The following is a 26241-nucleotide window of genomic DNA, read 5'->3' on the forward strand; positions in this document are numbered from 1 at the left end:
GCTGCTCATACTGGTAACGTTAGCTCTCAGGAAACTCCTGAATCGTCACCGACAGCGTCATTTCCTGGTTGCCACGGCGAATGGCTACTGGAACGGCGGTAGCGGGGCGAATTTCAGCCACCTGATCCATGGTTTCGATAACTGAGACGGCGGGCTTGCCGTTCATGGTTAGCAACACGTCACCTTTTTTCATGCCGCCTTTATCCGCCGGACCACCGGGTTCGACATTCATCACGATCACGCCTTGCAACCGTTTATTGCCGTTCAGCGTGCTATTGGGTGACAACCCTTCCGCCTGCGCGCCGTTAATGCCGATATAGCCGCGAATCACACGACCATCACGAATCAGTTTTCCCATCACCTTGGTCGCCAGCGCTACCGGAATGGCGAAGCCAATGCCCTCCGGCGTTTCTCCGTCGCTGCCTTTATCAAAGGTCAGTGTATTGATGCCGACCAGTTCGCCCAGCGTGTTGACCAACGCACCGCCAGAGTTACCGTGGTTGATGGAGGCATCGGTTTGTAAGAAATTTTGACGCCCGCCAAAGCTGGAACCGGAGCCGTCCATCAAACTCAACCCCACGCGGCCGGTGGCGCTGATAATGCCCTGGGTAACGGTTTGCCCCAGGTTGTAAGGGTTGCCGATAGCCAGCACCACATTACCGATGTGCGCCGTGCGTTTTTCGTTGATGGTGATAACGGGTAGGTTGGCGGCTTCCACTTTCACCACCGCCAGATCGGTCAGCTTGTCGGTGCCAATCACGCTGGCCTCATAGACGCGGCCATCCTGTAACGAGATAACCAACTGCGCGATATTGTTTATCACGTGATTATTGGTCAGCACGTAGCCCTTTTCACTCATGATCACGCCAGATCCGAGCAGGCGAATATTCAGTTCCCCGTTGTTCTCGCTGCTTGATTCTCGGCTATAGACGTTAACCACCGCAGGCGCTGCGCGGCGAACGGCCTGATTGTAGCTAAGCGGCACATCCTCACTCTGGATACTGGGTGAGCGGGAAAACAGTGTGGTATTTGACCGTAGCAACGGCATGATCGCGAGCAGAATTCCCGCTACGATCGCGCCAATAATGGCGGAGCGAAAGAGTTTTGCGAGCATAAAACGTACAAAGAAGTGGATAGGTAAGCGGAGGATAACATGAGTTTATCCGGACACGGCATGTACCGTGTTCGATTTTATAGTATTGATACAATATATTGTATTAGCGTAGCAGCAGGTAAATCGTTTCTTCGCCACGCACCACGTTCAGCGCCAGCACGCTGGGTTTGCTTTCCAGAATTTTGCGCAGTTGGGTGATGTTTTCTACCCGTTCACGGTTAACGCCGACAATGATATCGCCTTTCTGCAAGCCCACCAGTGCTGCCGGTGTGTCTTTGGTGACGTCTTCGATTTGTACCCCTTTGCTGCCATCCTTCGCTTGGCCATTGGCAAGCGATGCGCCCTGCAAGGCCGGAGACAGGTTCTCGGCGCTGGTGGCGGCAGAGGTGTTATTATCGAGAACCACGGAGAGTTCCAGCGGTTTTCCTTCACGCAGCAGGCCAATTTTCACCGTTTTACCGGGCGCGGTGGTGCCGATTTTGGCACGCAGTTCAGCAAAGCTGTTGATCGGTTTGCCGTCCAGTGATGTCAGCACATCACCGGCCTTGATACCCGCCTTGGCGGCCGCGGATTTTGGCAATACCTCGCTGACGAAGGCACCACGTTGCGCTTCCACCTTGAAGGCTTTCGCCATGTCGGCGGTCATTTCGCTTCCTTTGATGCCTAACAGGCCGCGTTTCACTTCACCGAACTCGATAAGTTGCTGCGCCAGGTTTTGCGCCATGTTGCTGGGAATGGCAAACCCGATACCGATGTTACCGCCGCCCGGTGCCAGGATCGCGGTGTTGATCCCAATCAGCTTACCGTTGAGGTTAACCAGCGCGCCGCCGGAGTTACCACGGTTAATAGAGGCATCGGTCTGGATAAAGTTTTCTAACCCTTCCAGATTCAGGCCGCTGCGACCCAGCGCGGAGATAATACCCGAGGTGGCCGTTTGGCCCAGACCGAACGGGTTACCCACGGCGACGGCGAAATCTCCGACGCGCAGTTGGTCAGAGTCCGCCATTTTAACTTCTTGCAAATTCTTGGCATCATTCAGTTGCAGCAGAGCGATATCGCTTTGCTCATCGCGACCCAGCAGTTTGGCATCATATTCCCGACCATCATTCAACTGCACGCGAATTTTATCGGCGTTGTTGATAACATGGTTATTGGTGAGTACATACCCTTTGGCCGCATCGATAATCACGCCTGAACCGAGTCCTTCAAACGGGCGGCTGTTCTGCTTGCCTGAGGGGGCATTCGGGCCAAAGAAAAATTTAAACTCTTCCGGTACGCGTTGGCGCTGCGTTTGTGTGCCTTCCACATGCACGCTGACCACCGCAGGCAACACCTTTTCCAACATCGGTGCCAGACTGGGTAACTGTTGACCTTCCACCACGGCGGGCAGGGCGGCTTGTGCGGCAGGAAGCGATGACAATGCCAGGCTCATGCTTACTACCAGTGCGCTGAATAATAATGATTTTTTCTTCATTTGACGTTATCTCTCACAACCTGCGAACCATCGACAGAATGTCGATTATGAATAAAATGATGATATATAAACTTAAACGGCTGGTGAAGAGTCGACCAGCGAATAACGTGTAAAGTTCACTGTTCTTTCGTCAAGGGAATGTAACTATCGTCAAATTGTGCAGGGAAGGGAGCGTGGTGATGTAGGCTGCGTGAAGGATCTTGTCCTTCACGCAGTAGGGCGCAAAATGCCTATTTGCGCAGCGGGCGCTCACCGCGCAGCAGTCCGGACGCGCCGTCTGAATAATCGCGCGGCGGCATGCCCACCGGTGCCTGATCGTTGTCTGCTTCCGCCTCGGTTAAGCGGTAGCGAAACGGGTTATCCTGCATCGGCAAATCTGGCAGCAGGTTGCTAGAGCTTTTTGCCATATGCTGGTACAGCTGACGGTAATCTTTTGCCATGTTGTCCAACAACTCGGCGCTGTGTGCAAAATGGCCCACCAACTCCTGACGGTAGGTCTCCAGTTCGGTTTTGCTCTTTTCCAACTCGCTTTGCAGCGCTTGTTGTTGCCGCAGTTTAGAGTTGCCAAAGCGCATGGCGACAGCACCGATGATGATGCCGACAACTAATCCTATTAGCGCATACTCCCAAGTCATAAAGACACCTCTTTCGACTTTCGACATCGTTGTCCCGTAGGTTTTTTTCACTTCATAATAGCCACTATAACCGCTAACGCCGCCCGAGTGGAGTCCCGAAACGCGACGCTGTAAGGTAATTGGGATCTATTTCAGGTGATATCATGAAAAAATGCGACGATCGCGGAGCGAATCGCCGTTAACGGGCGATAAAACACGACTAACTTTTTTTTCGGAAAATGACGGATGAAGGGAGAACCCGAGATGATACAACCGACAACGCTGCCGCTTGCTGGGCCACTGGCGCACTATCAGCAGGCAGTGGCGACGGGCAAGTATCAGCCTGATGAGGTACAACTGCAAACGGTAACCGCGCTGCATGACATTTATCAGGCCTTGCAAGCGCGCGAAACATCGCAGACGACTCCCGCATCCGATGGCCGTTTTACCCGCTGGCGGCACTGGCTGGGGCTGGTGGATAAACCGTCGGTGGTACCGGTGCAGGGACTTTATATGTGGGGCGGGGTTGGGCGCGGCAAAACTTGGCTGATGGATCTGTTTTTCCAGAGCCTACCCACAGGGCGTAAGCTGCAGTTGCATTTCCATCGCTTTATGCTGCGCGTGCACGAAGAACTGAACCAGCTACAGGGGCAACCGAACCCGCTAGAGCAGGTGGCCGATGGGTTCAAGGCGCAGGCTGATGTACTCTGTTTTGATGAGTTTTTCGTTACGGATATCACCGATGCCATGCTGCTGGCGAAACTGTTACGTGCGTTGTTCGCCCGTGGCGTCACATTGGTGGCCACATCCAACATTCCTCCGGATAACCTCTATCGCAACGGCCTGCAACGCAGTCGTTTTTTGCCAGCTATCGATCTGATCAAGCAGTATTGCGAGGTGCGCAATGTTGATGCCGGTATCGATTATCGCCTGCGCACGCTAACGCAGGCGCATCTCTATCTAACGCCGCTGTCGCAGGAAACCGATGCTGAGATGCGTCAGATGTTCTCGCGCTTGTCTGGCCGGGCATTCTCTACGCCAGGACCAGTGCTGGAGATCAACCATCGACTGATGCCGACGCTCAGTGCGGGCGATGGGGTACTGGCCATCGATTTTGCCACTCTGTGTCTCGATGCGCGCAGCCAGAATGACTATATTGCGCTATCGCGCCTCTACCACACGGTACTGCTGCACAATGTGACGGTGATGGGGAGCAAAGAGGAGAATGCGGCGCGCCGCTTTCTGGCATTGGTGGATGAGTTTTATGAGCGGCGGGTCAAACTGGCGATCGCGGCACAAACCTCGATGTTCGCGCTGTATCAAGGCGAGCACCTGAAATTCGAATACCATCGCAGCCTGTCGCGGTTGCAAGAGATGCAAAGTGAAGAATATTTGAGTCAGCCGCACCTTGCCTGAGCGGACAACGGGGAATTTATTGTGCTTTGGTGGAAAAGAGGTCGATCTTTGTTATCGACTTCTCTATAATCTTGCGACCCCCCCCACGTTACAACAACGTTTTTTCCCGAAACGTTAATCGCGCCGGCATGGCTATTCGAAGGGGTAGGTTTGCTGGACTAGATGCCGTGTGAACCTCGACACTTTATTTCTGAATTTATTGAAGCGGTTGGGTGTTCACCAACGTGTAACTTAAATTGGGTAAGCTTTTAATGAAAACTTTTACAGCTAAACCAGAAACCGTCAAACGCGACTGGTATGTTGTTGACGCGACAGGTAAAACTCTGGGCCGCCTAGCTACTGAACTGGCTCGACGTCTGCGCGGTAAGCATAAAGCGGAATACACCCCGTACGTCGATACTGGTGATTACATCATCGTTCTGAACGCTGACAAAGTTGCTGTAACCGGCAACAAGCGTAACGACAAGATTTACTATCACCACACCGGCCACATCGGTGGTATCAAGCAAGCGACCTTTGAAGAGATGATTGCCCGCCGTCCTGAGCGTGTGATTGAAATCGCGGTTAAAGGCATGCTGCCGAAGGGCCCGCTGGGTCGTGCTATGTACCGTAAACTGAAAGTTTACGCAGGTAACGAGCACAACCACGCGGCACAGCAACCGCAAGTTCTGGACATTTAATCGGGATTATAGGCAATGGCTGAAAATCAATACTACGGCACTGGTCGCCGCAAAAGCTCCGCGGCTCGCGTGTTCATCAAACCGGGCAACGGCAATATCGTTATCAACCAGCGCAGCCCGGAACAGTACTTCGGTCGCGAAACTGCCCGCATGGTAGTTCGTCAACCGCTGGAACTGGTCGACATGGTTGGCAAACTGGATCTGTACATCACCGTTAAAGGTGGTGGTATTTCCAGTCAAGCTGGTGCCATTCGTCATGGTATCACCCGTGCGCTAATGGAGTACGATGAGTCTCTGCGTTCTGAACTGCGTGAAGCGGGCTTCGTTACCCGTGACGCACGTGAAGTTGAACGTAAGAAAGTCGGTCTGCGTAAAGCACGTCGCCGTCCTCAGTACTCCAAACGTTAATTTCTGGCGTTTATCGCTGCAAATCAACGCAAAAAACCCGGTGCTTGCATCGGTTTTTTTGTCTTGCATTCGTCTCATCGGGCTAATTCTGCCCGCATTTCATCTCTTCAGATAAAAAATAATCCTGCTTTTCTGAGGGTTAGTAATGAAATTGCACTTCTTTCACCACAGAACGCACAAAATCTGGTAAACTACTTGCCGATTTTGTGCCTGTATGCCAGCCGGCAATTTTCCCGAATGTTGATGCCGCCAGACGTTTTTCTTGTGGACAATCACGTACAGTGATTCTTGGCTATGCAGGATAGCGCCGTTTAGTTATTTAGTCGTATTTCTCGATAAACTTGGAGGTTTTCATGGCTGTCGCTGCCAACAAACGTTCGGTGATGACGCTGTTTTCTGGTCAGTCCGACATTTTTAGCCATCAGGTTCGCATTGTCTTGGCGGAAAAGGGCGTGAGTGTCGAGATTGAGCTGGTGGATATGGATAACCTGCCACAGGATCTTATTGACCTCAATCCCTATGGCTCCGTGCCGACGTTGGTCGATCGCGAACTGACGCTGTATGAATCTCGTATCATCATGGAGTACCTAGATGAGCGTTTCCCTCATCCTCCGTTGATGCCTGTTTACCCGGTGGCGCGCGGTACCAGCCGCCTGATGATGCACCGCATTGAATCCGATTGGTATTCTCTCTTGAAAAAAATCATGCAGGGGAATGCACAAGAAGCGGATGCGGCGCGTAAACAACTGCGTGAAGAGTTGTTGGCCGTTGCACCTGTGTTCAATGAAGCGTCTTATTTCATGAGTGAAGAGTTCAGCTTGCTCGATTGCTATCTGGCACCGCTGCTGTGGCGTTTGTCGTTGCTGGGCATCGAATTGACGGGCGCAGGGGCGAAAGAGCTGAAAGGTTATATGACGCGCGTCTTCGAGCGTGATGTTTTCTTGGCATCCCTGACCGAAGCAGAGCGTGAAATCCGTTTGCACACCCGAGGTTAAACCTGTATGGCGTTGTCTCAACTGTCTCCGCGCCGTCCGTATCTGTTGCGGGCTTTTTATGATTGGCTGCTTGATAATCAATTAACGCCGCATCTGGTGGTTGATGTATCGCTGCCGGGCGTAATGGTGCCAATGGAATTCGCCCGTGATGGGAAGATAGTACTGAATATCGCACCGCGTGCGGTAGGTGGCCTAGAGTTGGCTGATGACAGCGTGCGTTTTAACGCCCGCTTTGGGGGCGTACCGCGTCAGGTTTATGTCCCGATGGCCGCTGTGCTGGCTATTTACGCCCGTGAAAACGGCGCTGGCACCATGTTTGAGCCTGAGCCCGCCTATGAGCTGGATAACCTTACGGATGTGCAGGGTGAGGCATTGACGCCGGGTGTGGTGATGTCGGTTGTGGATAACGAGCAACAAGACAACGTGACGGAAACTAACCCGCCTGATGATGATCCACCACCGGCGCCGCGCGGTGGGCGACCATCGTTACGTGTGGTGAAATAATCACATTCACAGAAAAGGGGCAACCGTCTGTATGCCCTTAATGAGATGGTCACCACCACCCTGTGAGCATAGGTATCTACACATCATAAAGGGTTAAAAACCACCATAGCTAAGTGGGCAAGTTCTTCCGGGGTATAGTCTGCTAATAACATCAAGGTATTTAGCAGGATGGATAGTCCGGCAAGCAGCGCTGGGGCGCTTTCTTTACGCCCTCGTTTTTGTTGTCGTCCGGATAATCGGCAAATTAACTGACGGGCTGCCGCATTGTCGTCTCCTTCAGCGCGTTGCAGCCGCCATACCAGCACACATGCCATGCTAGCTATCAATAACCTGCGTAGCAGTGCACCAGCACTGCGCTGAAGCCATTTTTCTACATCATGACCGGCACCTTTCAGCAGCTTAAAAAAGGATTCAATACCCCAGCGCCAGTAATATAGCCAAGCGACTTAATTTTGATTACACCATATGGACTGAGAACAAAATCTCTGTATCGCAACCACTCTCTCTTTTTTTTGCTTTTTGCTTGTGCCCATTTATGCTCAATGGGGTTAAGATCTGGCGAATATGTAGGCAAATACTCCACCATATACCCTGCATCGATGATGACTTGTTGAATATTATGTTTTTTGTGAAAAGTTGCATTGTCCATCACGATTACCCTGTTTTTAGGGAGTACTGGGATAAGGACTTGTGTGACCCAGGAATAGAAAACATCGCTGTTAATATTGATATCAAATAATCCGATAGCAAACAGCGTTGTGCCTAATAACGTGCCGATAACATTTGTTCTTCCTTTGGCTCCCCAGTTCTTCAGGCCAAAACACCGTTGACCTTTTGGGGAATAGCCGTGAGTCCGTGGGGTATCGTGTGGAAAATCACTTTCATCAATAAAAACAATAGTTTTGCCTTCTTTTTCATACTGTTGTATTTTTTGTTGAAATGCTTGCCGGGCGCTTTCGTCGGCTTTCGGATGACGTAGAGTTTTTTATAGGTCAATCCCAGCTTTTTAAGAGCTTGCCAAATGGCCTTCTGACAAACGCCAAAACGCTCTGCACGTTCTTTTTGGTAAGCATCTGGATATGGTTCAACATCTTTTATCCACTCGGATTTATCGATCTTTCGCTGACGCGTGGTTGATGCTTTTGACGCTATTTGATTGATCCAACGCGATACAGAGGCAGGGCCAATCCGAAATTGCTTCGCTGTTTCTCGGATACTCAACCCTTCTTCTTCCCGTGTAGATATCACTTTACGTCTAAAATCAATTGAATAGCTCATTTAAATAATGTAATCAAAATTAAGTCGTTTATCTATACCAGCGATCGACTTCTGCGCTGGTGATCTCGTTGCTAACGTTTGTGAGTAGCGTCCAGCCTCCGATAAATTTACCGTGAGTATCGGTAAGGCGAACCACAACTAATCTGAGTGTCAGAGCTACGCCTGGCTGAACTTTCACTCTCCGTCCGGTGTTCTTATCTGTATTAGTCGCGACTAGATCTGACACTGGACCTTGAAAGGTTGAGAGTTACCGGTTTTGATATGGGTGTCTAATCCTTAAACAAAACGCGAGGTAACTCTCATGCTTCATACTAACAATCCCATTATCAAACACAAAGCCGGCCTGCTCAATCTCGCCGAAGAACTCGGTAACGTATCAAAAGCCTGCAAGAGCATGGGCGTGTCACGCGATACATTTTACCGTTATCAGGAACTGGCTGCTGAAGGCGCCATTGATGCGCTGGTTAACCAGAACCGCCGGGTTCCGAACCTGAAGAACCGCGCCGACGAAGCCACTGAACACGCGCTTGTTGATTATGCTATTGAGTTCCCGCCCCATGGGCAGCACCGGACCTGTAATGAGCTGCGTAAAAAAGGCGTGTTTATCTCCGGCAGCGGCGTGCGCTCCATCTGGCAACGACACGACCTGGAGAACTTCCGTAAACGCCTGAAGGCGCTTGAGGAAAAGGTCGCCAGAGAAGGCATTGTCCTTACCGATGCTCAAATCGCAGCCCTGGAGAAGAAGGCGCACGATGATGAGGCCTGCGGTGAAATCGAGACGGCACATCCCGGGTATCTGGGCTCGCAGGACACCTTCTACGTGGGCAATCTGAAGGGGGTGGGCCGTATCTACCAGCAGACGTTCGTGGATACGTACTCGAAAATGGCGCACTGCAAGCTGTATACGAATAAAACACCGCTCACCGCCGCCGACCTGCTCAATGATCGCGTACTCCCGTTCTACGAGGCTCAGGGACTGCCGGTGCTGAGAATACTGACCGACAGGGGTACGGAGTACTGTGGTAAAGTGGAGCAGCATGATTATCAGCTTTATCTGGCTATCAACGATATCGAGCATACGAAAACGAAGGCGACGTCTCCGCAGACGAACGGCATCTGCGAGCGCTTCCATAAAACCATTTTGCAGGATTTTTATCAGGTTACGTTCGGCAAGAAGTTATATGGAGACCTGGAAAGCCTGCAGGTAGATCTGGACAACTGGTTGTGGCATTACAATAATGAGCGAACTCATCAGGGAAAAATGTGCTGCGGGCGTACGCCGATGGCCACTTTACTCGATGGAAAACGGATCTGGGCAGAAAAGAATCTGAACCAGATGTAATCTGACAGACACCTGTATAAATAATCGGTAACTGTCAGATCAGGTCTGAGCTAGTACATCTTATCTTTCCGCTTCGGTTTTGCTGTTCGCGTTATGATCACGGATGTTTCCCCGATCTCCATATTGGCTTTTTTCCCTTTTCAGCCAACCTGTCCGTTTGCGATAAATGGCAGATCGTCTGCAATTTCACCAATTTTACGGGTGTCACCGCCCCACTCGGCTCGATGCCCTTCCTTTCCCCGGATAAGCCAACATATTCCCTGGGAGCTTAATGTGCGCATATGCCCGATAGAGTCACCTTCACGGTCAATGAGATGAACTAACTTCTTCCCGGTATCAAGAGACTCAACGCGGGCGATATCAGCCGTCAAAGCATCCATATGATTCAGACTCTCAGACAAGCCCTCGGTTAGCGTTGAACGACGACCCGCCCTATCGGTTAAAGTTTGAGACAGGGGCGCTATTGGTAAACCATTTGCAGCATCAAGCAGTAGGCGGGTTTGTAGTTCATAACCGACGTCGCCACCATGCGTCATTTTCAAACGTTCTTCTTTCCCATTGTGGGTACGAAACTGTAAATGAGACCAGTCGTGAACGACGGGAGCGTATGGATGCGGGCTAAGTGCAACCTGCCGGAGAGCCAGCGAAATAATCGGTTCATTGAGCTGACTGAAGCTAATACGTTCATTATTAAAAAAACGCCAACCGGCCTGAGTAGTGGCGAATGTTGTTTTCTGCGCGCAGGCAAGGTCTTTAACGGCTGACGCCAATGGTGCTGGGGGAGTCATGTGTTGCTTAACCAGACGCTGATAACGCCGGTTAAGGCGGGCATCAATCCCGCCGATGGATAAGTTGAGATCATGCAGCAACGTAATAGCAGATATTGCAAAAGATGTGGGCTTTGTTGAATAATAGTGAGTCATGCTGTTTTGCCAAGCCAGTTTTGGTAGAAAATGCTTGTCACCTCAGGTTTACAGTTTTCTTATGAGGCCTAACTGCATGATTTTGCGTTGCGAGGATCTGTCGTTTCACCGGGGGTGCAGCGTAAAATATGTTTATTCAACAAAGCCAAAGATGTGTAGATACCTATGCCCTGTGAGCGGTACGCTATAGCTAAACGACTTAATTTTGATTGCATTATTTAAATGAGCTATTCAATTGATTTTAGAGGTAAAGTGATATCTACACGGGAAGAAGAAGGGTTGAGTATCCGAGAAACAGCGAAGCAATTTCGGATTGGCCCTGCCTCTGTATCGCGTTGGATTAATCAAATAGCGTCAAAAGCATCGACCACGCGTCAGCGAAAGAGCGATAAATCCGAGTGGATAAAAGATGTTGAACCATATCCAGATGCTTACCAAAAAGAACGTGCAGAGCGTTTTGGCGTTTGTCAGAAGGCCATTTGGCAAGCTCTTAAAAAGCTGGGATTGACCTATAAAAAAAACTCTACACCATCCGAAAGCCGACGAAAGCGCCCGGCAAGCATTTCAACAAAAAATACAACAGTATGAAAAAAAGGTAAACCTATTGTTTTTATTGATGAAAGTGGTTTTCCACACGATACCCCACGAACTCACGGCTATTCCCCAAAAGGTCAACGGTGTTTTGGGCTGAAGAACGGGGGAGCCAAGGGAAGAACAAATGTTATCGGCGCGTTATTAGGCACAACGCTGTTTGCTATCGGATTATTTGATATCAATATTAACAGCGATGTTTTCTATTCCTGGGTCACACAAGTCCTTATCCCAGTACTCCCTAAAAACAGGGTAATCGTGATGGAGAATGCAACTTTTCACAAAAAACATAATATTCAACAAGTCATCATCGATGCAGGGTATATGGAGGAGTATTTGCCTACATATTCGCCAGATCTTAACCCCATTGAGCATAAATGGGCACAAGCAAAAAGCAAAAAAAGAGAGAGTGGTTGCGATACAGAGATTTTGTTCTCAGTCCATATGGTGTAATCAAAATTAAGTCGCTTGGCTATAACAGGGTGTTTTTCTTTCTGAAGGGGATCATCATGCAAAACGTTACACTTATTGGTATCGATCTCGGTAAACATTCCTTCCACGTTCACTGTCAGAACGAAAAAGGTCATGCGCTGCTGCGTAAAAAGTTTTCCCGCACTCAGCTGATTCATTTTTTTGCATCCTGCAAGTCGGCGAGCGTGGTGATGGAGTCCTGCGGTGGTGCACACTTCATGACTCGCCGAGTCGCTGATTTAGGCCGTGAGGCAAAGTTGATTTTCCCACAGTTCGTTCGCCCTTTTGTTATAGCTAAACGACTTAATTTTGATTGCATTATTTAAATGAGCTATTCAATTGATTTTAGAGGTAAAGTGATATCTACACGGGAAGAAGAAGGGTTGAGTATCCGAGAAACAGCGAAGCAATTTCGGATTGGCCCTGCCTCTGTATCGCGTTGGATTAATCAAATAGCGTCAAAAGCATCGACCACGCGTCAGCGAAAGAGCGATAAATCCGAGTGGATAAAAGATGTTGAACCATATCCAGATGCTTACCAAAAAGAACGTGCAGAGCGTTTTGGCGTTTGTCAGAAGGCCATTTGGCAAGCTCTTAAAAAGCTGGGATTGACCTATAAAAAAACGCTACGTCATCCGAAAGCCGACGGAAGCGCCCGGTAAGCATTTCAACAAAAAATACAACAGTATGAAAAAGAAGGTAAACCCATTGTTTTTATTGATGAAAGTGCTTTTCCACACGATACCCCACAGACTCACGGCTATTCCCCAAAAGGTCAACGGTGTTTTGGCCTGAAGAACGGGGGAGCCAAGGGAAGAACAAATGTTATCGGCGCGTTATTAGGCACAACGCTGTTTGCTATCGGATTATTTGATATCAATATTAACAGCGATGTTTTCTATTCCTGGGTCACACAAGTCCTTATCCCAGTACTCCCTAAAAACAGGGTAATCGTGATGGACAATGCAACTTTTCACAAAAAACATAATATTCAACAAGTCATCATCGATGCAGGGTATATGGTGGAGTATTTGCCTACATATTCGCCAGATCTTAACCCCATTGAGCATAAATGGGCACAAGCAAAAAGCAAAAAAAGAGAGAGTGGTTGCGATACAGAGATTTTGTTCTCAGTCCATATGGTGTAATCAAAATTAAGTCGCTTGGCTATAAGAGTAACAAGAACGATTTTGTTGATGCAGAAGCTATCTGCGAAGCAGCTTCCCGGCCCTCCATGCGCTTTGTAAAACCCCGCACGGAAGACCAGCAGGCAATGGCTGCCCTACATCGGGTCCGTGGCTCGCTGATACGGCAACGCGTTAAAACCACCAACCAGATGCACGCTTTTTTACTGGAGTTCGGTGTCAGTCTGCCTCGCGGTATTGCCGTGATACGGCCTCTGGCCGCGGTGCTGGAAGAAAATGTCTTCCCACCTTATCTGGCAAGGGTTCTGAGCAGACTTCACAGCCAGTATATTTACCTCAACGGGGAAATTGATGAAATCGATAAGGAACTGAAAACCCACCTTGCGGAGGATGAAACTGCCCAACGTCTGCTGACCATTCCCGGCGTCGGGCCGATAACAGCGAGCCTGTTAGCCACACCCCTGGGGGATGGTAAAAACCATGCCAGCAGCCGTGATTTTGCGGCTTCGACAGGGCTGGTTCCCCGCCAGTACAGCACGGGTGGGAAGACGACACTGATGGGCATCAGCAAGCGGGGTGACAAGAATCTGCGACGGCGGCTGGTGCAATGTGCGCGGGTGTTTATGCAGCGGCTGGAACACAACCCAGGGCGTCTGGCAGAGTGGGTTACAAAGCAGCTTGTCAGCCATCACTCGAATGTGGTGGCGTGTGCGCTGGCGAACAAACTTGCGTGGATAGCCTGGGCGGTGACAGTCCATCAGGCGGCGTTCAGCAAATAAAAGAGCCACCGAAAAAAATCGCTGGCTCAGTGAGTTAACAGATTACTTTCTGGTTTTGCGACGACAGATAATTGATGACATGAACGGCATATCGGCCTGCTGATGAACCTGACATAAAAAATGGCTCTATGAAGCCGAGGGCTTCTTAAGGTTCTGCAGGTGCGGAACTCATCGTGGCGCGGGCATTAATGCCCACCAGACGCCGAATAGATTTACGCAAGCCCATCATAAATCAAAATCTGTGTTGCAAAAACGGGGTGACCATAGATTTTTGTGTACGTAATAAATGGGAAAGGAGAACTATATGAGCACCTCATCTATCATTATGGCTGCACCAACCATTACTGAAATTCGTTTTGCTAATAATCGCTATCAGGCAGAAACCCAACTTAATGGTTGGGAAGGCTATTGGGTTGCAGGAAATCGGTCTTGCTCTCAAGTTAAATCGTTTGTCAATGGGCTTTTTCATCCTCGTCATGGCTTGAAAGAAGGAGAGCTGGTAAGTTTGACCTATCGTCTTGATAATGGAGACGATATTGATTTTCGGTGGTATGCCAAAAGTAATACCAGCCTCGATGAGATGAACTTCGTTGTGTCTATCGATGGCATGAGCGGTTGGCAACCTGAGGCTGGGGCAATAGGCGCACAGTTTTATGAATGCACTACTCTGAGTCAATGCCGATTTTATCCAATAAAAATAGATCGCTAATTTTTATTCTGCAGCCACCTCTTCCGAGGTGCTTTGTTTAATAATAGAGAATTGTGCTTTTTTTCCATACTCATTTTGGCGAAAAATGCTTGTACACCCTAAGTGTACTGTTTTATTACGTGGCCTAACCACATGATTTTACGTTACTATGATCAACAGTTGCGCTGGAGAGGCAGCATAAAATCTGTTTATTCAACAAAACCACAATAAACATCAAGATGCACGGCAAGGCTACGCTCCGGCGTGGCCTTTTTAATTTTCCCTTTCAATAACACACAGCGCCCACTTAGCGGGGCATAGGTATAGCCAACCGACTTAAAAATGATTACAACAGATACCCTGATATGCGGCAAAAAAGCATAGCTGGCTATTATCAAAATAATGTCGGTTGGCTATATCTACACATCTTTTGCAATATCTGCTATTACGTTGCTGCATGATCTCAACTTAGCGGGATTGATGCCCGCCTTAACCGGCGTTATCAGCGTCTGGTTAAGCAACACATGACTCCCCCAGCACCATTGGCGTCAGCCGTTAAAGACCTTGCCTGCGCGCAGAAAACAACATTCGCCACTACTCAGGCCGTTTGGCGTTTTTTTAATAATGAACGTATTAGCTTCAGTCAGCTCAATGAACCGATTATTTCGCTGGCTCTCCGGCAGGTTGCACTTAGCCCGCATCCATACGCTCCCGTCGTTCACGACTGGTCTCATTTACAGTTTCGTACCCACAATGGGAAAGAAGAACGTTTGAAAATGACGCATGGTGGCGACGTCGGTTATGAACTACAAACCCGCCTACTGCTTGATGCTGCAAATGGTTTACCAATAGCGCCCCTGTCTCAAACTCTAACCGATAGGGCGGGTTGTCGTTCAACGCTAACCGAGGGCTTGTCTGAGAGTCTGACTCATATGGATGCTTTGACGGCTGATATCGCCCGCGTTGAGTCTCTTGATACCGGGAAGAAGTTAGTTCATCTCATTGACCGTGAAGGTGACTCTATCGGGCATATGCGCACATTAAGCTCCCTGGAAATATGTTGGCTTATCCGGGGAAAGGAAGGGCATCGGGCCGAGTGGGGCGGTGACACCCGTAAAATTGGTGAAATTGCAGACGATCTGCCATTTATCGCAAACGGACAGGTTGGCTGGAAAGGGAAAAAAGCCAATATGGAGATCGGGGAAACATCCGTGATCATATAGCCAAACGACTTAAAAATGATTACAGCCAATGCCCTGATATGTGGCAAAAAATACAGCTAATTGTTATCAAAATAATGTCGCTTGGCTATAACGTGAACAGCAAAAGCGAAGCGGAAAGACAAGAACACCGGACGGCGAGTGAAAGTTCAGCCAGACGTAGCTCTGACACTCAGATTAGTTGTGGTTCGCCTTACCGATACTCACGGTAAATTTATCGGACGCTGGACGCTGCTCACAAACGTTAGCAACGAGCTCACCAGCGCGGAAGTCGCTCGCTGGTATTACTGGCGCTGGGGTATTGAATCCTTTTTTAAGCTGCTGAAAGGTGTCGGTCATGATGTAGAAAAATGCCTTCAGCGCAGTGCTGGTGCCCTGCTACGCAGGTTATTGATAGCTAGCATGGCATGTGTGCTGGTATGGCGGCTGCAACGCGCTGAAGGAGACGACAATGCGGCAGCCCGTCAGTTAATTTGCCGATTATCCGGACGACAACAAAAACGAGGGCGTAAAGAAAGCGCCCCAGCGCTGCTTGCCGGACTATCCATCCTGCTAAATACCTTGACGTTATTAGCAGACTATACCCCGGAAGAACTTGCCCACTTAGCTATGGTGGTTTTTAACCCTTTATGATGTGTAGATACCTATGCTTATCGTCCAGGGATCAGCAGGCAGGAACCATGCGTCTGACGGCTCTCCAGTGCACAATGCGCCTTTTGCGCTTCCGACAGCCCGAAGATCTGATTGGCAGAAACATCTACCTTGATAGCGCCGCTGGCAATCAGCGAAAACAGCTCGCTGCTCGCTTTATCCAGTTCGGCCCGGTTGGTCACATAGCCAAACAGCGACGGACGCGTCACGTAAAGCGACCCTTTCTGATTCAGAATGCCTAGGTTCACGCCGGTCACCGTGCCGGAAGTGTTACCGAAGCTCACCATCAAACCGCGACGTTGCAGGCTGTCGAGCGAGGCTTCCCAGGTGTCTTTACCCACCGAGTCGTACACCACGGTCACCTTCTGCCCATCGGTTAATTCCAATACCCGCTGCGCGATGTTCTCACTGCGATAGTTGATGGTCGCCCAAGCACCTGCCTGGCGCGCCAGCGCCGCCTTGTCATCTGACCCGACCGTACCAATAAGTTTCGCACCCAGCGCCTTGGCCCACTGGCAGGCGATCAGGCCAACGCCACCGGCGGCCGCGTAGAACAGGAATGTCTCACCGGATTTGATCTCATAGGTTTCACGCAGCAGGTAGTATACCGTCAGCCCTTTCAGGAACGATGCCGCACCCTGCTCAAAGCTGATGGCCTCTGGCAGATGCGCTACGCGATCCGCCACCACGTTGTGCACCACACTGTAAGCGCCCAGCCCCGCTTGCGCGTACACCACGCGATCGCCGACCTGAAAACCACTTACGCCCGCGCCGACTTTCGCCACCACTCCCGCCGCTTCAGTGCCCAGCCCAGACGGGAAGGTCTGTACCGGATAAAGCCCACTGCGCACGTAGGTATCGATAAAGTTGATCCCAACAACACGGTTTTCAATTTGTACTTCACCCGCAGCCGGTTCACGCGGGGTAAAATCAACGTACTCCAGCACCTCAGGGCCGCCGTGGGTGCTGAATTGAATGCGTTTCGCCATGTTTTCTCCTGATGCAGTACGGTGCGATAAACACACGGGCGCGTTTTTATCACGTCAGTTTCGTATACAATGCCTCCTTATGGAATGACAAATCAACCAATAAAGAACGTAATCCCATGGCAGAAAAGCGCACCGCTCCCCCATCGAAACAGCCCCGCGACCGACAGGTGGAAGGGTTAAAGCTTCCGCCCCACTCGCTGGAAGCGGAACAGTCGGTTCTGGGCGGCTTGATGCTCGACAACGAGCGCTGGGATAACGTCGCAGAACGCGTCGTCGCTAACGATTTCTACAACCGCGCCCACCGTCTGATTTTCAGCGAAATGCAGCGCCTGTTGGAATTGAACAAGCCCATCGATCTCATCACCCTGTCCGAGTCGCTGGAGCAAAAAGGCGAACTGGACATGGTCGGCGGTTTTGCTTATCTGGCAGAACTGGCGAAGAACACCCCCAGCGCCGCCAACATCAGTGCCTATGCCGATATCGTGCGCGAACGGGCGGTGGTGCGTGAGATGATCGCTGTAGCCCATGAAATCGCTGATGCAGGCTACGATCCACAGGGCCGCAGCAGTGAAGATCTGCTGGATCTGGCGGAGTCACGCGTGTTTCAGATCGCGGAAAGCCGTGCCAGCAAGGATGAAGGCCCAAAAAGTATCGATCGCATTCTGGAAGATACCGTCTCACGCATCGAGCAGTTGTATCAACGTCCGCACGACGGGGTAACCGGCGTTTCCAGCGGCTATCAGGATCTGGATAAAAAAACCGCCGGACTGCAAAAATCGGATTTGATCATCGTTGCGGCGCGCCCCTCAATGGGGAAAACCACGTTCGCCATGAACCTGTGCGAAAACGCCGCCATGATGCAAGAAAAGCCGGTGCTGATCTTCAGCCTGGAAATGCCCGGCGAACAGATCATGATGCGTATGCTGGCCTCGTTGTCGCGCGTGGATCAAACCCGTATCCGTACCGGGCAGTTGGATGACGAGGACTGGGCGCGCATCTCCAGCACCATGGGCATCCTGCTGGAGAAGAAGAACATGTATATCGATGACTCTTCCGGCCTGACGCCCACGGAAGTGCGCGCCCGTGCGCGCCGCGTTTTCCGCGAGCATGATGGCCTCAGCCTGATCATGATCGACTACCTGCAACTGATGCGGGTGCCCGCCCTTTCGGATAACCGAACCCTTGAGATCGCCGAAATTTCCCGTTCTCTCAAGGCATTGGCAAAAGAATTGCAAGTGCCTGTGGTCGCACTCTCTCAGCTTAACCGTAGTCTGGAGCAGCGAGCGGACAAACGCCCGGTCAACTCCGACCTGCGTGAATCCGGATCTATCGAGCAGGATGCTGACCTGATTATGTTTATCTATCGTGATGAGGTTTATCATGAAAACAGCGATTTGAAAGGCATCGCTGAGATTATCTTAGGGAAACAGCGTAACGGCCCTATCGGTACCGTTCGGTTGACCTTCAACGGGCAGTGGTCGCGTTTTGATAATTACGCCGGTCCACAATACGATGATGAATAAATAGCGCACCTGAGCGGGCAGCGCTAAGGACAGTAGAAATGAAAACGGCAACCGCCGTCATCAGTTGCCGCGCATTGCGTCACAATATGCAGCACGTGCGCCAGTTAGCGCCTAACAGTCGGCTGCTCGCCGTCGTCAAGGCCAATGCATACGGCCACGGTGCCGTGGAATGCGCCACCACCCTTCAGGATGCCGACTGCTTCGGCGTCGCCCGACTCTCGGAGGCGTTGGCACTGCGCCAAGCGGGCATCACCAAACCCATCCTGCTGCTGGAAGGGTTTTTCTCTGCCGACGACCTTCCCTTACTGGCACAGCATCAATTGGAAACCGCGGTGCACAGCGTCGAGCAGCTGGAAGCCTTGGAGCAGGCCGATTTGTCGCCCCCTCTTACCGTGTGGATGAAGCTGGATACGGGCATGCACCGTTTGGGTGTGCGTCCCGATAAAGCGGAAGCGTTTTATCAACGGCTGACCCAGTGCCGCAATGTGGTGCAACCGGTGAATATCATGAGCCATTTTTGCCGCGCCGATGAGCCAGAGTTCAATACCACCCTGAAACAGATTGCCTGCTTTGATGCTTTTGTCGAAGGGAAGCCCGGCGCGCAATCTATCGCTGCTTCCGGCGGCATTCTGCTGTGGCCACAGGCACACCGTAATCAGGTACGGCCGGGGATTATTCTCTACGGCGTATCACCACTGGCCACTGAAACCGCCACGCATTTTGGACTGCAACCCGCCATGACGCTCACTTCGCACCTGATCGCGGTGCGTGAGCACAAAGCGGGTGAAGCCGAGGGTTACGGCTGTATCTGGACCAGCGAGCGCGATACCCTGCTCGGCGTGGTAGCAATGGGCTATGGCGATGGCTATCCGCGCTCAGCGCCGTTGGGTACACCAGTACTGGTCAATGGCCGCGAGGTGCCGTTGGTGGGACGCGTATCGATGGATATGTTGACGGTCGATTTGGGACCCGATGCACAGGAGCAGGTGGGCGATGAAGTGATATTGTGGGGAGAGGCGCTGCCCGTCGAGCGGATCGCTGCACACACCAAGATCAGCGCTTACGAACTAATTACCCGTGTGACACAGCGCCTGGCGCTGGAGTACCTCGACGATTAATGCGTAAGAAAGGCGTACAACAGGGTACACCTTTCCTAATCAATTACACATCACTGACCGCGATATCTGTCGGGGTGCGGTTACGGTTCTTCACCCGATAAGCCACAACCATTGCCACCAGCCACACGGGAATCAGCCATACCGAGATCTGGATACCGGGCGTCATCGCCATGATCACCAGAATACCCGCCAGAAACAGCAGGCAAATCACGTTGGTCAGCGGATAGACCCAGCTTTTAAAACGCGTTTCTTGGCGGTCGCTTGCATCGCATGGCGGAACTTGAGGTGTGTATAGCCTGCAGGTAGATCTGGACAACTGGTTGTGGCATTACAATAATGAGCGAACTCATCAGGGAAAAATGTGCTGCGGGCGTACGCCGATGGCCACTTTACTCGATGGAAAACGGATCTGGGCAGAAAAGAATCTGAACCAGATGTAATCTGACAGACACCTGTATAAATAATCGGTAACTGTCAGATCAGGTCTGAGCTAGTACAAATCAGTACATTCGGTCTGTCTCTGGTTCATCCTGCTTCACAACAAGTCCTCTCACGTAATCTAGCAAAAAGCCGAAATAAGAAAGTGAACGCCTCCAATGTGCTGTTAATTTCGATGCTTGGGCAGCGGCGCATCACTTCGCGCACAGCACAATGTCATTGCACTCCATACCATTGCACACAATCCCAACACTTTTTTTTGCCAGCACAGACGAGAAAGGGTAGCATCGCTGCCCGAAACAAACATAATAAAGGGTTATGACTGCGGAGCGAGGAGACGCGAACCGCGCACCTGCATGACCGCAACGTCAAACCAAACGCCATCAGGCATGAAAGACCAGCAGGAACACAAACAGAGCATGACACACAACAACACAACAGATGTGACGCATCAGACCAGCAAAAAAAACTGGCTCGACTCCCACGAAAAGGGTTATCAAAAAAGCATTAGCAAACGCCACGTGCAAATGATCGCCATTGGCGGCTCTATCGGTACCGGACTGTTTTTAGGTGCAGGAGCACGCCTGCAATTGGCAGGCCCTTCACTGGCTCTGGTGTATTTGACCTGCGGTATTTTCTCTTTCTTTATCTTGCGTGCACTCGGTGAGTTGATTGTTCATCGCCCTTCCAGCGGCAGTTTTGTCTCTTATGCACGAGAATTCCTCGGCGAAAAAGGCTCGTACCTTGCAGGCTGGATGTATTTCCTTAACTGGGCGATGACCGGCATTGTGGATATCACTGCGGTTGCGCTCTATATGCACTACTGGGGAACCTTTGCCGATGTGCCGCAGTGGGTGTTAGCTTTAGGCGCACTATCCATCGTTACCACCATGAACCTGATTGGCGTGAAATGGTTCGCGGAGATGGAGTTCTGGTTTGCCTTGATCAAGGTCGCCGCCATTTCGCTGTTCCTGATTGTCGGTACGGTGTTTCTGGCAAGCGGTCACCCTGTTACGGGCAACCCGACCGGTTTTCATCTCATCAGTGATAACGGTGGCCTGTTCCCCCACGGATTATTGCCCGCATTGGTGTTGGTTCAGGGCGTGATCTTTGCCTTCGCCGGCATCGAGATCATCGGCACTGCCGCTGGTGAAGCCAAAGACGCCCGGCACATTCTGCCCAAAGCCGTCAACAGCGTTATCTGGCGTATCGCCTTGTTTTACGTCGGCTCTATCGTGCTGCTGGTGTGTCTGCTGCCGTGGAACACCTATCAGGCCGGGCAAAGCCCATTTGTCACCTTCTTTAGCAAGCTGGGCGTGCCCTACATGGGCGATGTGATGAACGTGGTAGTGCTTACGGCAGCCCTATCCAGCCTGAACTCCGGCCTCTATTCGACCGGACGCATTCTGCGCTCTCTGTCTCAGGGTGGCTCAGCGCCGCACTTCTTGTCGAAAATGAGTGCGCAGTCTGTTCCCTATACCGGCATCATGGTAACGGTGGCGATCCATATCGTTGGGGTATTCCTTAACTATATTGTGCCGTCACAGGTGTTTGAGATTGTGCTGAACATGGCCTCTATCGGCATCATCTGTTCCTGGACATTCATTATTTTGTGCCAGATGAAGCTGCGCCAAGCCATCAAACAGGCTAGAGCGGAACCCGTTTCATTCAAGATGCCCGGTGCACCGTTTACCTCTTGGCTGACACTGCTGTTCTTGCTGGGCGTGATGGTGCTGATGGCGTTTGACTACCCGAACGGCACCTGGACCATTGCCTCCACGCCGGTGCTGGCTATCCTGCTGATTGTGGGCTGGTATGGCCTGAAAAAGCGTCGCGCTGCGGCTAATGGCGAAATCGTGGCAACCCCTGCCTCTGTCACCGAATAAAAAAACGGCGCGAGGGTTTACGCCTCGCGCCACTAATACCGTTAATAGCGATTATTCCTGAATCACATGCGAGCACAGGCGCTTGCTGCCATCGTCCTGCTCAACGCTATAAACGCCTTGCAACTCCGGTGAGAAGCCCGGCATACGGTTAATGCCTTCCTCTAACGCCATAGGTATCTACACATAATAAAGGGTTAAAAACCACCATAGCTAAGTGGGCAAGTTCTTCCGGGGTATAGTCTGCTAATAACGTCAAGGTATTTAGCAGGATGGATAGTCCGGCAAGCAGTGCTGGGGCGCTTTCTTTACGCCCTCGTTTTTGTTGTCGTCCTGATAATCGGCAAATTAACTGACGGGCTGCCGCATTGTCGTCTCCTTCAGCGCGTTGCAGCCGCCATACCAGCACACATGCCATGCTAGCTATCAATAACCTGCGTAGCAGGGCACCAGCACTGCGCTGAAGCCATTTTTCTACATCATGACCGGCACCTTTCAGCAGCTTAAAAAAGGATTCAATACCCCAGCGCCAGTAATACCAGCGAGCGACTTCCGCGCTGGTGATCTTGTTGCTAACGTTTGTGAGCAGCGTCCGATAAATTTACCGTGAGTATCGGTAAGGCAAACCACAACTAATCTGAGTGTCAGAGCTACACCTGGCTGAACTTTCACTCGCCCTCCGGTGTTCTTGTCTTTCCGCTTCGGTTTTACTGTTCGCGTTATGATCACGGATGTTTCCCCGATCTCCATATTGGCTTTTTTCCCTTTCCAGCCAACCTGTCCGTTTGCGATAAATGGCAGATCGTCTGCAATTTCACCAATTTTACGGGTGTCACTGCCCCACTCGGCCCGATGCCCTTCCTTTCCCCGGATAAGCCAACATATTCCCTGGGAGCTTAATGTGCGCATATGCCCGATATAGCCAAGCGACATTATTTTGATAACAATTAGCTGTATTTTTTTGCCACATATCAGGGCATTGGCTGTAATCATTTTTAAGTCGGTTGGCTATATCTCCCAAGCTGGCTACGGGAGACGGTGCCCTTGGTTTTTGGAATAATGGCAAAGATATTCCCGGACACGCAGCACCAACGCTGTTGGGTGCACAAAACCGCTAATGTGTTGGCTTCACTCCCCAAAGCCATGCAACCGAAAGTTAAGGCTGAGCTGCGGGAGGTTTGGCTAGCAGAGAGCCGCGATGCCGCTAATGAAGCCTTTGATGTTTGTTGGCAAGGTTTTCAGCGAAGTATCCTGCAGCGATGAAGAAGCTGGAGAAAGCTCGAGAAGAACTGCTGGCATTCTACGACTTCCCGTCAGAGCACTGGGCGTCAATAAGAACGACAAATCCGATTGAATCGGCTTTTGCGACTGTGAGGCTACGAAGCAGAGGCGCGAAGAACGGTGGTTCGAGAGAAACAACCCTGTCAATGGTATTTAAGTTGCTCCAGTCAGCTCAGAAAAGCTGGAACCGACTAAGAGGATTTGACCTGCTGACCCTGGTTGTAAGCAACGTCCAATTTAAGGATGGAGAACAGATTCACGAAGCATCAGAGCGGAACGTAGCCTGATCGCCATACACCAGATTTGCTAATAACTCTATTCCTCAAAAGGTCAACGGTGTTTTGGCCTGAAGAACTGGGGAGCCAGGGAAGAACAAATGTTATCGGCGCTTTATTAGGCACAACGGGCTTTGTTGAATAAACATATTTTATGCTACCCCCCCGGTGAAACGACAGATCCTCGCAAAGCAAAATCATGCAGTTAGGCCTCATAAGAAAACTGTAAACCTGAGGTGACAAGCATTTTCTACCAAAACTGGCTGGCAAAACAGCATGACTCACTATTATTCAACAAAGCCGGCACAACGCTGTTTACTATCGGATTATTTGATATCAATATTAACAGCGATGTTTTCTATTCTTGGGTCACACAAGTCCTTATCCCAGTACTCCCTAAAAACAGTGTAATCGTGATGGACAATGCAACTTTTCACAAAAAACATAATATTCAACAAGTCATCATCGATGCAGGGTATATGCTGGAGTATTTGCCTACATATTCGCCAGATCTTAACCCAATTGAGCATAAATGGGCACAAGCAAAAAGCAAAAAAAGAGAGAGTGGTTGCGATACAGAGATTTTGTTCTCAGTTCATATGGTGTAATCAAAATTAAGTCGCTTGGCTATAAATGACCTACGGGGAAGCGCGCAGCACAAACATTCAGCACTCAGTAAAAAAGCGGTAATAAAGCACTTGCCATCATGGGAGGACAACGCCATAATAGCGCCCACTCCTCCAGCAGGAGTGTCAAAAAATGTATCTAATCAACTAATTGATTGATACTACATACAGTACGACCATAGCTCAGTTGGTTAGAGCACCACCTTGACATGGTGGGGGTCGGTGGTTCGAGTCCACTTGGTCGTACCAATTCATATTTTATAGACGTATACTAATGTCTATAGCATCTTGAAAAGAAGAAAGATCCACTCTTCTCTTGTTCCAGTAAAATCTATTGAAATCTGCTCAATTCTGATGGCTTTAAGTCCATTTGAATACGAGTGACTTCACTTCCAGATTGTTACTGTTAAACAACATTATTACCGAGAACCAAAATCCGGCTCTGGTCCTAATCAGGAACGACGCTCATGGTACTCTCCACTATATAGCCAAGCGACATTATTTTGATAACAATTAGCTGTATTTTTTGCCACATATCAGGGCATTGGCTGTAATCATTTTTAAGTCGGTTGGCTATAACTGTTCACCATGCAAAAGCAATTGGCAAAGCCTATGCAATCCCAAATGATCATGACCTTTCCCTTTCCAGCTCGCCAAACGGTGGGAAGTCTTGGCACTTCCGCTTGATCTCTTCCCTTTATTCTGGCACCGATATTGGGAAGAGATCATTTCACCCCTAAAGAGACCTTTGCTGTGGTACTAAAAACCGGAGGGACTACAACAACACCAACAGGGCTTTGTTGAATAAATCAGAACTTGTAACGACTGCGCACCATACGGGTCGATTGTTATGTGATGCGAATACTGTTCGGCATTCCTAATAGCGTGATCAGGTTAAGCGCTTTGACCATGGCCATGGCTTCACCCACCTGACCATCGTAGTCTCTCAGACTTAGATGACCACCCAGAAGCCTTTTGAACCGGAACATGGCCGTTTCAGCCACTGAGCGCCGGTGATAGCCCACTTTCTTTTTCCAGATAGCGTTACTACCGCTAATGCGCTGATTTTCAACAGCGTGGTTACGCTCGTGGTAGTGATCTTGCCAATATTGCGCCCCCCTTCGTGGCGGGATAAGCGGCCTTATTTTCTTCCTCAGCAGAGCATCATAGCAGTAACAGTAAACTGTATCCTAAGCGCCGTCAGCCGATGCCTCTCTGATTTTCCGGTGGCTCTGGTTTATCAGCGCCGGTAGAGCTTGGGCATCAGTCATACCACTGAGCGACAAATCCGCACAGATAATCTCATGCGTCACACTGTCTACTGCCAGGTGCAGCTTACGCCATACCCTGCGTCTGTCGGCACCATGCTGCCGGACTTTCCATTCGCCTTCGCCAAAGACCTTCAGGCCGGTTCCATCAATGACCAGATGTGAGATTTCACCACGGGTTGGCGTTTTTATGCTGATGTTCACTGTCTTTGCTCGCTTGCTGAGCAGTGAATAGTCTGGACAATGGAGCGACAATTTAATCAGTTTAAAAATCGAGTCAACAAAGCCCTGTAAAGCCCTCAATGAAAGGCCAAACACGCGTTTCATCATCAGGACTGTGGTGATGGCCATATCTGAGTAGTGGAGCGGTCGTCCACGCCGTTCAGTAGTGTTTTTTTCCGTCCATGCAGCAATGGCTGATTCATCTAGCCATACGGTTAGAGAAGCGCGCTGCTTGAGGGCCTTGTTATAAGAGGGCCAGCTGGTGATTTTAAAATTTTGTTTTGCCATGGAGACCTGATTTTGAAACAACTGTGTTGATCTGCTC

Annotated in this window: 29 protein-coding genes, 1 tRNA gene and 6 pseudogenes; 22 read left to right on the plus strand and 14 right to left on the minus strand. The window is 50.3% G+C overall.

Translation table 11 applies throughout. The annotated features are described in order from the left end of the window. Nucleotides 1-19: 19 nt before the first annotated feature. The 3 genes from degS to zapG form a co-directional block, all read right to left on the minus strand. Nucleotides 20-1114, minus strand: coding sequence for an outer membrane-stress sensor serine endopeptidase DegS (gene degS, locus ACD630_RS06895; protein WP_430358558.1), 1095 nt, complete (start codon nt 1112-1114; stop codon nt 20-22). A 103-nt stretch (nt 1115-1217) separates the two neighbouring features. Next, complete coding sequence (degQ, locus tag ACD630_RS06900) at nt 1218-2588, minus strand: serine endoprotease DegQ (RefSeq protein WP_430358559.1); 1371 nt, start codon at nt 2586-2588, stop codon at nt 1218-1220. 230 nt (nt 2589-2818) lie between these two features. After that, entirely contained in the window at nt 2819-3223 is a 405-nt protein-coding gene (gene zapG / locus ACD630_RS06905; protein ID WP_264625236.1) for a Z-ring associated protein ZapG, read from the minus strand. A 243-nt stretch (nt 3224-3466) separates the two neighbouring features. On the opposite strand from zapG, the gene zapE reads away from it, so the two are divergent. From zapE to sspB, 5 genes are all read left to right on the plus strand, one after another. Next, the gene (gene zapE, locus ACD630_RS06910; protein ID WP_430359934.1) at nt 3467-4618 is read left to right on the plus strand and encodes a cell division protein ZapE; all 1152 of its coding nucleotides are present in this window, start codon (nt 3467-3469) and stop codon (nt 4616-4618) included. 251 nt (nt 4619-4869) lie between these two features. Further along, complete coding sequence (rplM, locus tag ACD630_RS06915; RefSeq protein WP_430358560.1) at nt 4870-5298, plus strand: 50S ribosomal protein L13; 429 nt, start codon at nt 4870-4872, stop codon at nt 5296-5298. A 15-nt stretch (nt 5299-5313) separates the two neighbouring features. Beyond that, nucleotides 5314-5706: a 30S ribosomal protein S9 gene (gene rpsI / locus ACD630_RS06920; RefSeq protein WP_430358561.1), complete on the plus strand. Its 393-nt coding sequence runs from the start codon at nt 5314-5316 to the stop codon at nt 5704-5706. Nucleotides 5707-6059: 353 nt separating this feature from the next. Continuing rightward, nucleotides 6060-6701 carry a stringent starvation protein SspA gene (gene sspA / locus ACD630_RS06925; RefSeq protein ID WP_430358562.1) on the plus strand — a complete coding sequence of 214 codons (642 nt, stop codon included), beginning with the start codon at nt 6060-6062 and terminating at the stop codon, nt 6699-6701. A gap of 6 nt (nt 6702-6707) precedes the next feature. After that, nucleotides 6708-7205, plus strand: a complete 498-nt coding sequence (gene sspB / locus ACD630_RS06930) for a ClpXP protease specificity-enhancing factor (RefSeq protein ID WP_430358563.1) — start codon at nt 6708-6710, stop codon at nt 7203-7205. A gap of 83 nt (nt 7206-7288) precedes the next feature. On the opposite strand, the gene ACD630_RS06935 is transcribed toward sspB, so the two are convergent. From ACD630_RS06935 to ACD630_RS06950, 4 genes are all read right to left on the minus strand, one after another. Next, entirely contained in the window at nt 7289-7519 is a 231-nt protein-coding gene (locus tag ACD630_RS06935) for a hypothetical protein (protein ID WP_430358564.1), read from the minus strand. Nucleotides 7520-7596: 77 nt separating this feature from the next. Beyond that, nucleotides 7597-8133, minus strand: coding sequence for an IS630 family transposase (locus ACD630_RS06940; RefSeq protein WP_430359935.1), 537 nt, complete (start codon nt 8131-8133; stop codon nt 7597-7599). Next, nucleotides 8016-8483 (minus strand): IS630 transposase-related protein, encoded by a 468-nt coding sequence (locus ACD630_RS06945; RefSeq protein ID WP_430358565.1) that lies wholly within the window; start codon nt 8481-8483, stop codon nt 8016-8018. The genes ACD630_RS06940 and ACD630_RS06945 overlap by 118 nt, the downstream gene beginning before the upstream one ends. A gap of 28 nt (nt 8484-8511) precedes the next feature. Further along, entirely contained in the window at nt 8512-8709 is a 198-nt protein-coding gene (locus ACD630_RS06950; protein WP_430358566.1) for a hypothetical protein, read from the minus strand. Nucleotides 8710-8784: 75 nt separating this feature from the next. Here ACD630_RS06950 and ACD630_RS06955 point away from each other — a divergent pair, with 75 nt between their 5' ends. Then, complete coding sequence (locus tag ACD630_RS06955; protein ID WP_430358567.1) at nt 8785-9825, plus strand: IS481 family transposase; 1041 nt, start codon at nt 8785-8787, stop codon at nt 9823-9825. A gap of 140 nt (nt 9826-9965) precedes the next feature. Here the strand turns inward: ACD630_RS06955 and ACD630_RS06960 are convergent, their stop codons facing one another. Next, nucleotides 9966-10694: a hypothetical protein gene (locus tag ACD630_RS06960; protein WP_430358568.1), complete on the minus strand. Its 729-nt coding sequence runs from the start codon at nt 10692-10694 to the stop codon at nt 9966-9968. A 276-nt stretch (nt 10695-10970) separates the two neighbouring features. On the opposite strand from ACD630_RS06960, the gene ACD630_RS06965 reads away from it, so the two are divergent. The 7 genes and pseudogenes from ACD630_RS06965 (at nt 10971) to ACD630_RS06995 (ending at nt 14443) form a co-directional block, all read left to right on the plus strand. Continuing rightward, nucleotides 10971-11336: an IS630 transposase-related protein gene (locus ACD630_RS06965; RefSeq protein ID WP_430358569.1), complete on the plus strand. Its 366-nt coding sequence runs from the start codon at nt 10971-10973 to the stop codon at nt 11334-11336. Between the two features lie 24 nt (nt 11337-11360). Beyond that, on the plus strand, nt 11361-11792 hold the full coding sequence (locus ACD630_RS06970) for a transposase (RefSeq protein ID WP_430359936.1): 432 nt from the start codon (nt 11361-11363) through the stop codon (nt 11790-11792). A 56-nt stretch (nt 11793-11848) separates the two neighbouring features. Continuing rightward, nucleotides 11849-12121 (plus strand): annotated as a pseudogene (locus ACD630_RS06975) (IS110 family transposase); the annotation flags it as partial. Nucleotides 12122-12136: 15 nt separating this feature from the next. Beyond that, nucleotides 12137-12472: an IS630 transposase-related protein gene (locus tag ACD630_RS06980; protein ID WP_430358570.1), complete on the plus strand. Its 336-nt coding sequence runs from the start codon at nt 12137-12139 to the stop codon at nt 12470-12472. A 54-nt stretch (nt 12473-12526) separates the two neighbouring features. Beyond that, nucleotides 12527-12958 (plus strand): transposase, encoded by a 432-nt coding sequence (locus ACD630_RS06985; protein ID WP_430359937.1) that lies wholly within the window; start codon nt 12527-12529, stop codon nt 12956-12958. 23 nt (nt 12959-12981) lie between these two features. After that, nucleotides 12982-13734, plus strand: a pseudogene (locus ACD630_RS06990) (IS110 family transposase); the annotation flags it as partial. A 325-nt stretch (nt 13735-14059) separates the two neighbouring features. After that, nucleotides 14060-14443 carry a DUF3757 domain-containing protein gene (locus ACD630_RS06995; RefSeq protein WP_430358571.1) on the plus strand — a complete coding sequence of 128 codons (384 nt, stop codon included), beginning with the start codon at nt 14060-14062 and terminating at the stop codon, nt 14441-14443. A 188-nt stretch (nt 14444-14631) separates the two neighbouring features. On the opposite strand, the gene ACD630_RS07000 is transcribed toward ACD630_RS06995, so the two are convergent. After that, nucleotides 14632-14820, minus strand: a complete 189-nt coding sequence (locus tag ACD630_RS07000; RefSeq protein ID WP_430358572.1) for a hypothetical protein — start codon at nt 14818-14820, stop codon at nt 14632-14634. 126 nt (nt 14821-14946) lie between these two features. Here ACD630_RS07000 and ACD630_RS07005 point away from each other — a divergent pair, with 126 nt between their 5' ends. Continuing rightward, nucleotides 14947-15645: a hypothetical protein gene (locus ACD630_RS07005; protein WP_430358573.1), complete on the plus strand. Its 699-nt coding sequence runs from the start codon at nt 14947-14949 to the stop codon at nt 15643-15645. Between the two features lie 138 nt (nt 15646-15783). Continuing rightward, nucleotides 15784-16275 (plus strand): hypothetical protein, encoded by a 492-nt coding sequence (locus ACD630_RS07010; protein ID WP_430358574.1) that lies wholly within the window; start codon nt 15784-15786, stop codon nt 16273-16275. Nucleotides 16276-16292: 17 nt separating this feature from the next. Here ACD630_RS07010 and ACD630_RS07015 read toward each other — a convergent pair whose 3' ends face one another. After that, complete coding sequence (locus ACD630_RS07015) at nt 16293-17282, minus strand: quinone oxidoreductase (protein WP_430358575.1); 990 nt, start codon at nt 17280-17282, stop codon at nt 16293-16295. Nucleotides 17283-17398: 116 nt separating this feature from the next. On the opposite strand from ACD630_RS07015, the gene dnaB reads away from it, so the two are divergent. Together dnaB and alr are read left to right on the plus strand one after the other, a co-directional pair. Beyond that, a complete protein-coding gene (dnaB, locus tag ACD630_RS07020) occupies nt 17399-18805 on the plus strand; it encodes a replicative DNA helicase (protein ID WP_430358576.1) in 1407 nt (468 codons plus the stop codon). A 38-nt stretch (nt 18806-18843) separates the two neighbouring features. Beyond that, nucleotides 18844-19923, plus strand: coding sequence for an alanine racemase (alr, locus tag ACD630_RS07025; RefSeq protein WP_430358577.1), 1080 nt, complete (start codon nt 18844-18846; stop codon nt 19921-19923). Between the two features lie 43 nt (nt 19924-19966). Here alr and ACD630_RS07030 read toward each other — a convergent pair. Next, nucleotides 19967-20214: pseudogene (locus ACD630_RS07030) on the minus strand (aromatic amino acid transporter AroP); the annotation flags it as partial. 5 nt (nt 20215-20219) lie between these two features. On the opposite strand from ACD630_RS07030, the pseudogene ACD630_RS07035 reads away from it, so the two are divergent. Both ACD630_RS07035 and ansP read left to right on the plus strand, forming a co-directional pair. Next, nucleotides 20220-20363 (plus strand): annotated as a pseudogene (locus tag ACD630_RS07035) (IS481 family transposase); the annotation flags it as partial. Between the two features lie 417 nt (nt 20364-20780). Further along, entirely contained in the window at nt 20781-22247 is a 1467-nt protein-coding gene (gene ansP, locus ACD630_RS07040) for an L-asparagine permease (protein WP_430359938.1), read from the plus strand. A gap of 148 nt (nt 22248-22395) precedes the next feature. On the opposite strand, the gene ACD630_RS07045 is transcribed toward ansP, so the two are convergent. After that, a complete protein-coding gene (locus ACD630_RS07045) occupies nt 22396-22662 on the minus strand; it encodes a hypothetical protein (RefSeq protein ID WP_430358578.1) in 267 nt (88 codons plus the stop codon). A 77-nt stretch (nt 22663-22739) separates the two neighbouring features. After that, nucleotides 22740-23237 (minus strand): hypothetical protein, encoded by a 498-nt coding sequence (locus ACD630_RS07050; RefSeq protein WP_430358579.1) that lies wholly within the window; start codon nt 23235-23237, stop codon nt 22740-22742. 11 nt (nt 23238-23248) lie between these two features. Between ACD630_RS07050 and ACD630_RS07055 the strand changes: the two are divergent. The 3 genes and pseudogenes from ACD630_RS07055 to ACD630_RS07065 form a co-directional block, all read left to right on the plus strand. Further along, a pseudogene (locus tag ACD630_RS07055) lies at nt 23249-23812 on the plus strand (transposase); the annotation flags it as partial. A gap of 224 nt (nt 23813-24036) precedes the next feature. Further along, nucleotides 24037-24408, plus strand: coding sequence for a transposase (locus ACD630_RS07060; RefSeq protein ID WP_430358580.1), 372 nt, complete (start codon nt 24037-24039; stop codon nt 24406-24408). Between the two features lie 190 nt (nt 24409-24598). Further along, nucleotides 24599-24675 (plus strand) — tRNA-Val (locus tag ACD630_RS07065). Nucleotides 24676-25274: 599 nt separating this feature from the next. Here the strand turns inward: ACD630_RS07065 and ACD630_RS07070 are convergent. Further along, nucleotides 25275-26204: pseudogene (locus tag ACD630_RS07070) on the minus strand (IS5 family transposase). Nucleotides 26205-26241: the final 37 nt, after the last annotated feature.

This window comes from Symbiopectobacterium sp. RP (genome assembly GCF_050472005.1).
In the GTDB taxonomy this organism is placed as follows: Bacteria; Pseudomonadota; Gammaproteobacteria; order Enterobacterales; family Enterobacteriaceae; genus Symbiopectobacterium.

Bases quoted from the DNA above. Each gene is read 5' to 3' on its own strand.
- degS (WP_430358558.1), bottom strand. From the start codon at position 1,114: ATGCTCGCAAAACTCTTTCGCTCCGCCATTATTGGCGCGATCGTAGCG.
- degQ (WP_430358559.1), bottom strand. From the start codon at position 2,588: ATGAAGAAAAAATCATTATTATTCAGCGCACTGGTAGTAAGCATGAGC.
- zapG (WP_264625236.1), bottom strand. From the start codon at position 3,223: ATGACTTGGGAGTATGCGCTAATAGGATTAGTTGTCGGCATCATCATC.
- zapE (WP_430359934.1), top strand. From the start codon at position 3,467: ATGATACAACCGACAACGCTGCCGCTTGCTGGGCCACTGGCGCACTAT.
- rplM (WP_430358560.1), top strand. From the start codon at position 4,870: ATGAAAACTTTTACAGCTAAACCAGAAACCGTCAAACGCGACTGGTAT.
- rpsI (WP_430358561.1), top strand. From the start codon at position 5,314: ATGGCTGAAAATCAATACTACGGCACTGGTCGCCGCAAAAGCTCCGCG.
- sspA (WP_430358562.1), top strand. From the start codon at position 6,060: ATGGCTGTCGCTGCCAACAAACGTTCGGTGATGACGCTGTTTTCTGGT.
- sspB (WP_430358563.1), top strand. From the start codon at position 6,708: ATGGCGTTGTCTCAACTGTCTCCGCGCCGTCCGTATCTGTTGCGGGCT.
- ACD630_RS06935 (WP_430358564.1), bottom strand. From the start codon at position 7,519: ATGGCATGTGTGCTGGTATGGCGGCTGCAACGCGCTGAAGGAGACGAC.
- ACD630_RS06945 (WP_430358565.1), bottom strand. From the start codon at position 8,483: ATGAGCTATTCAATTGATTTTAGACGTAAAGTGATATCTACACGGGAA.
- ACD630_RS06955 (WP_430358567.1), top strand. From the start codon at position 8,785: ATGCTTCATACTAACAATCCCATTATCAAACACAAAGCCGGCCTGCTC.
- ACD630_RS06965 (WP_430358569.1), top strand. From the start codon at position 10,971: ATGAGCTATTCAATTGATTTTAGAGGTAAAGTGATATCTACACGGGAA.
- ACD630_RS06980 (WP_430358570.1), top strand. From the start codon at position 12,137: ATGAGCTATTCAATTGATTTTAGAGGTAAAGTGATATCTACACGGGAA.
- ACD630_RS06995 (WP_430358571.1), top strand. From the start codon at position 14,060: ATGGCTGCACCAACCATTACTGAAATTCGTTTTGCTAATAATCGCTAT.
- ACD630_RS07005 (WP_430358573.1), top strand. From the start codon at position 14,947: ATGACTCCCCCAGCACCATTGGCGTCAGCCGTTAAAGACCTTGCCTGC.
- ACD630_RS07015 (WP_430358575.1), bottom strand. From the start codon at position 17,282: ATGGCGAAACGCATTCAATTCAGCACCCACGGCGGCCCTGAGGTGCTG.
- dnaB (WP_430358576.1), top strand. From the start codon at position 17,399: ATGGCAGAAAAGCGCACCGCTCCCCCATCGAAACAGCCCCGCGACCGA.
- alr (WP_430358577.1), top strand. From the start codon at position 18,844: ATGAAAACGGCAACCGCCGTCATCAGTTGCCGCGCATTGCGTCACAAT.
- ansP (WP_430359938.1), top strand. From the start codon at position 20,781: ATGACACACAACAACACAACAGATGTGACGCATCAGACCAGCAAAAAA.
- ACD630_RS07045 (WP_430358578.1), bottom strand. From the start codon at position 22,662: ATGGCATGTGTGCTGGTATGGCGGCTGCAACGCGCTGAAGGAGACGAC.
- ACD630_RS07050 (WP_430358579.1), bottom strand. From the start codon at position 23,237: ATGATTACAGCCAATGCCCTGATATGTGGCAAAAAAATACAGCTAATT.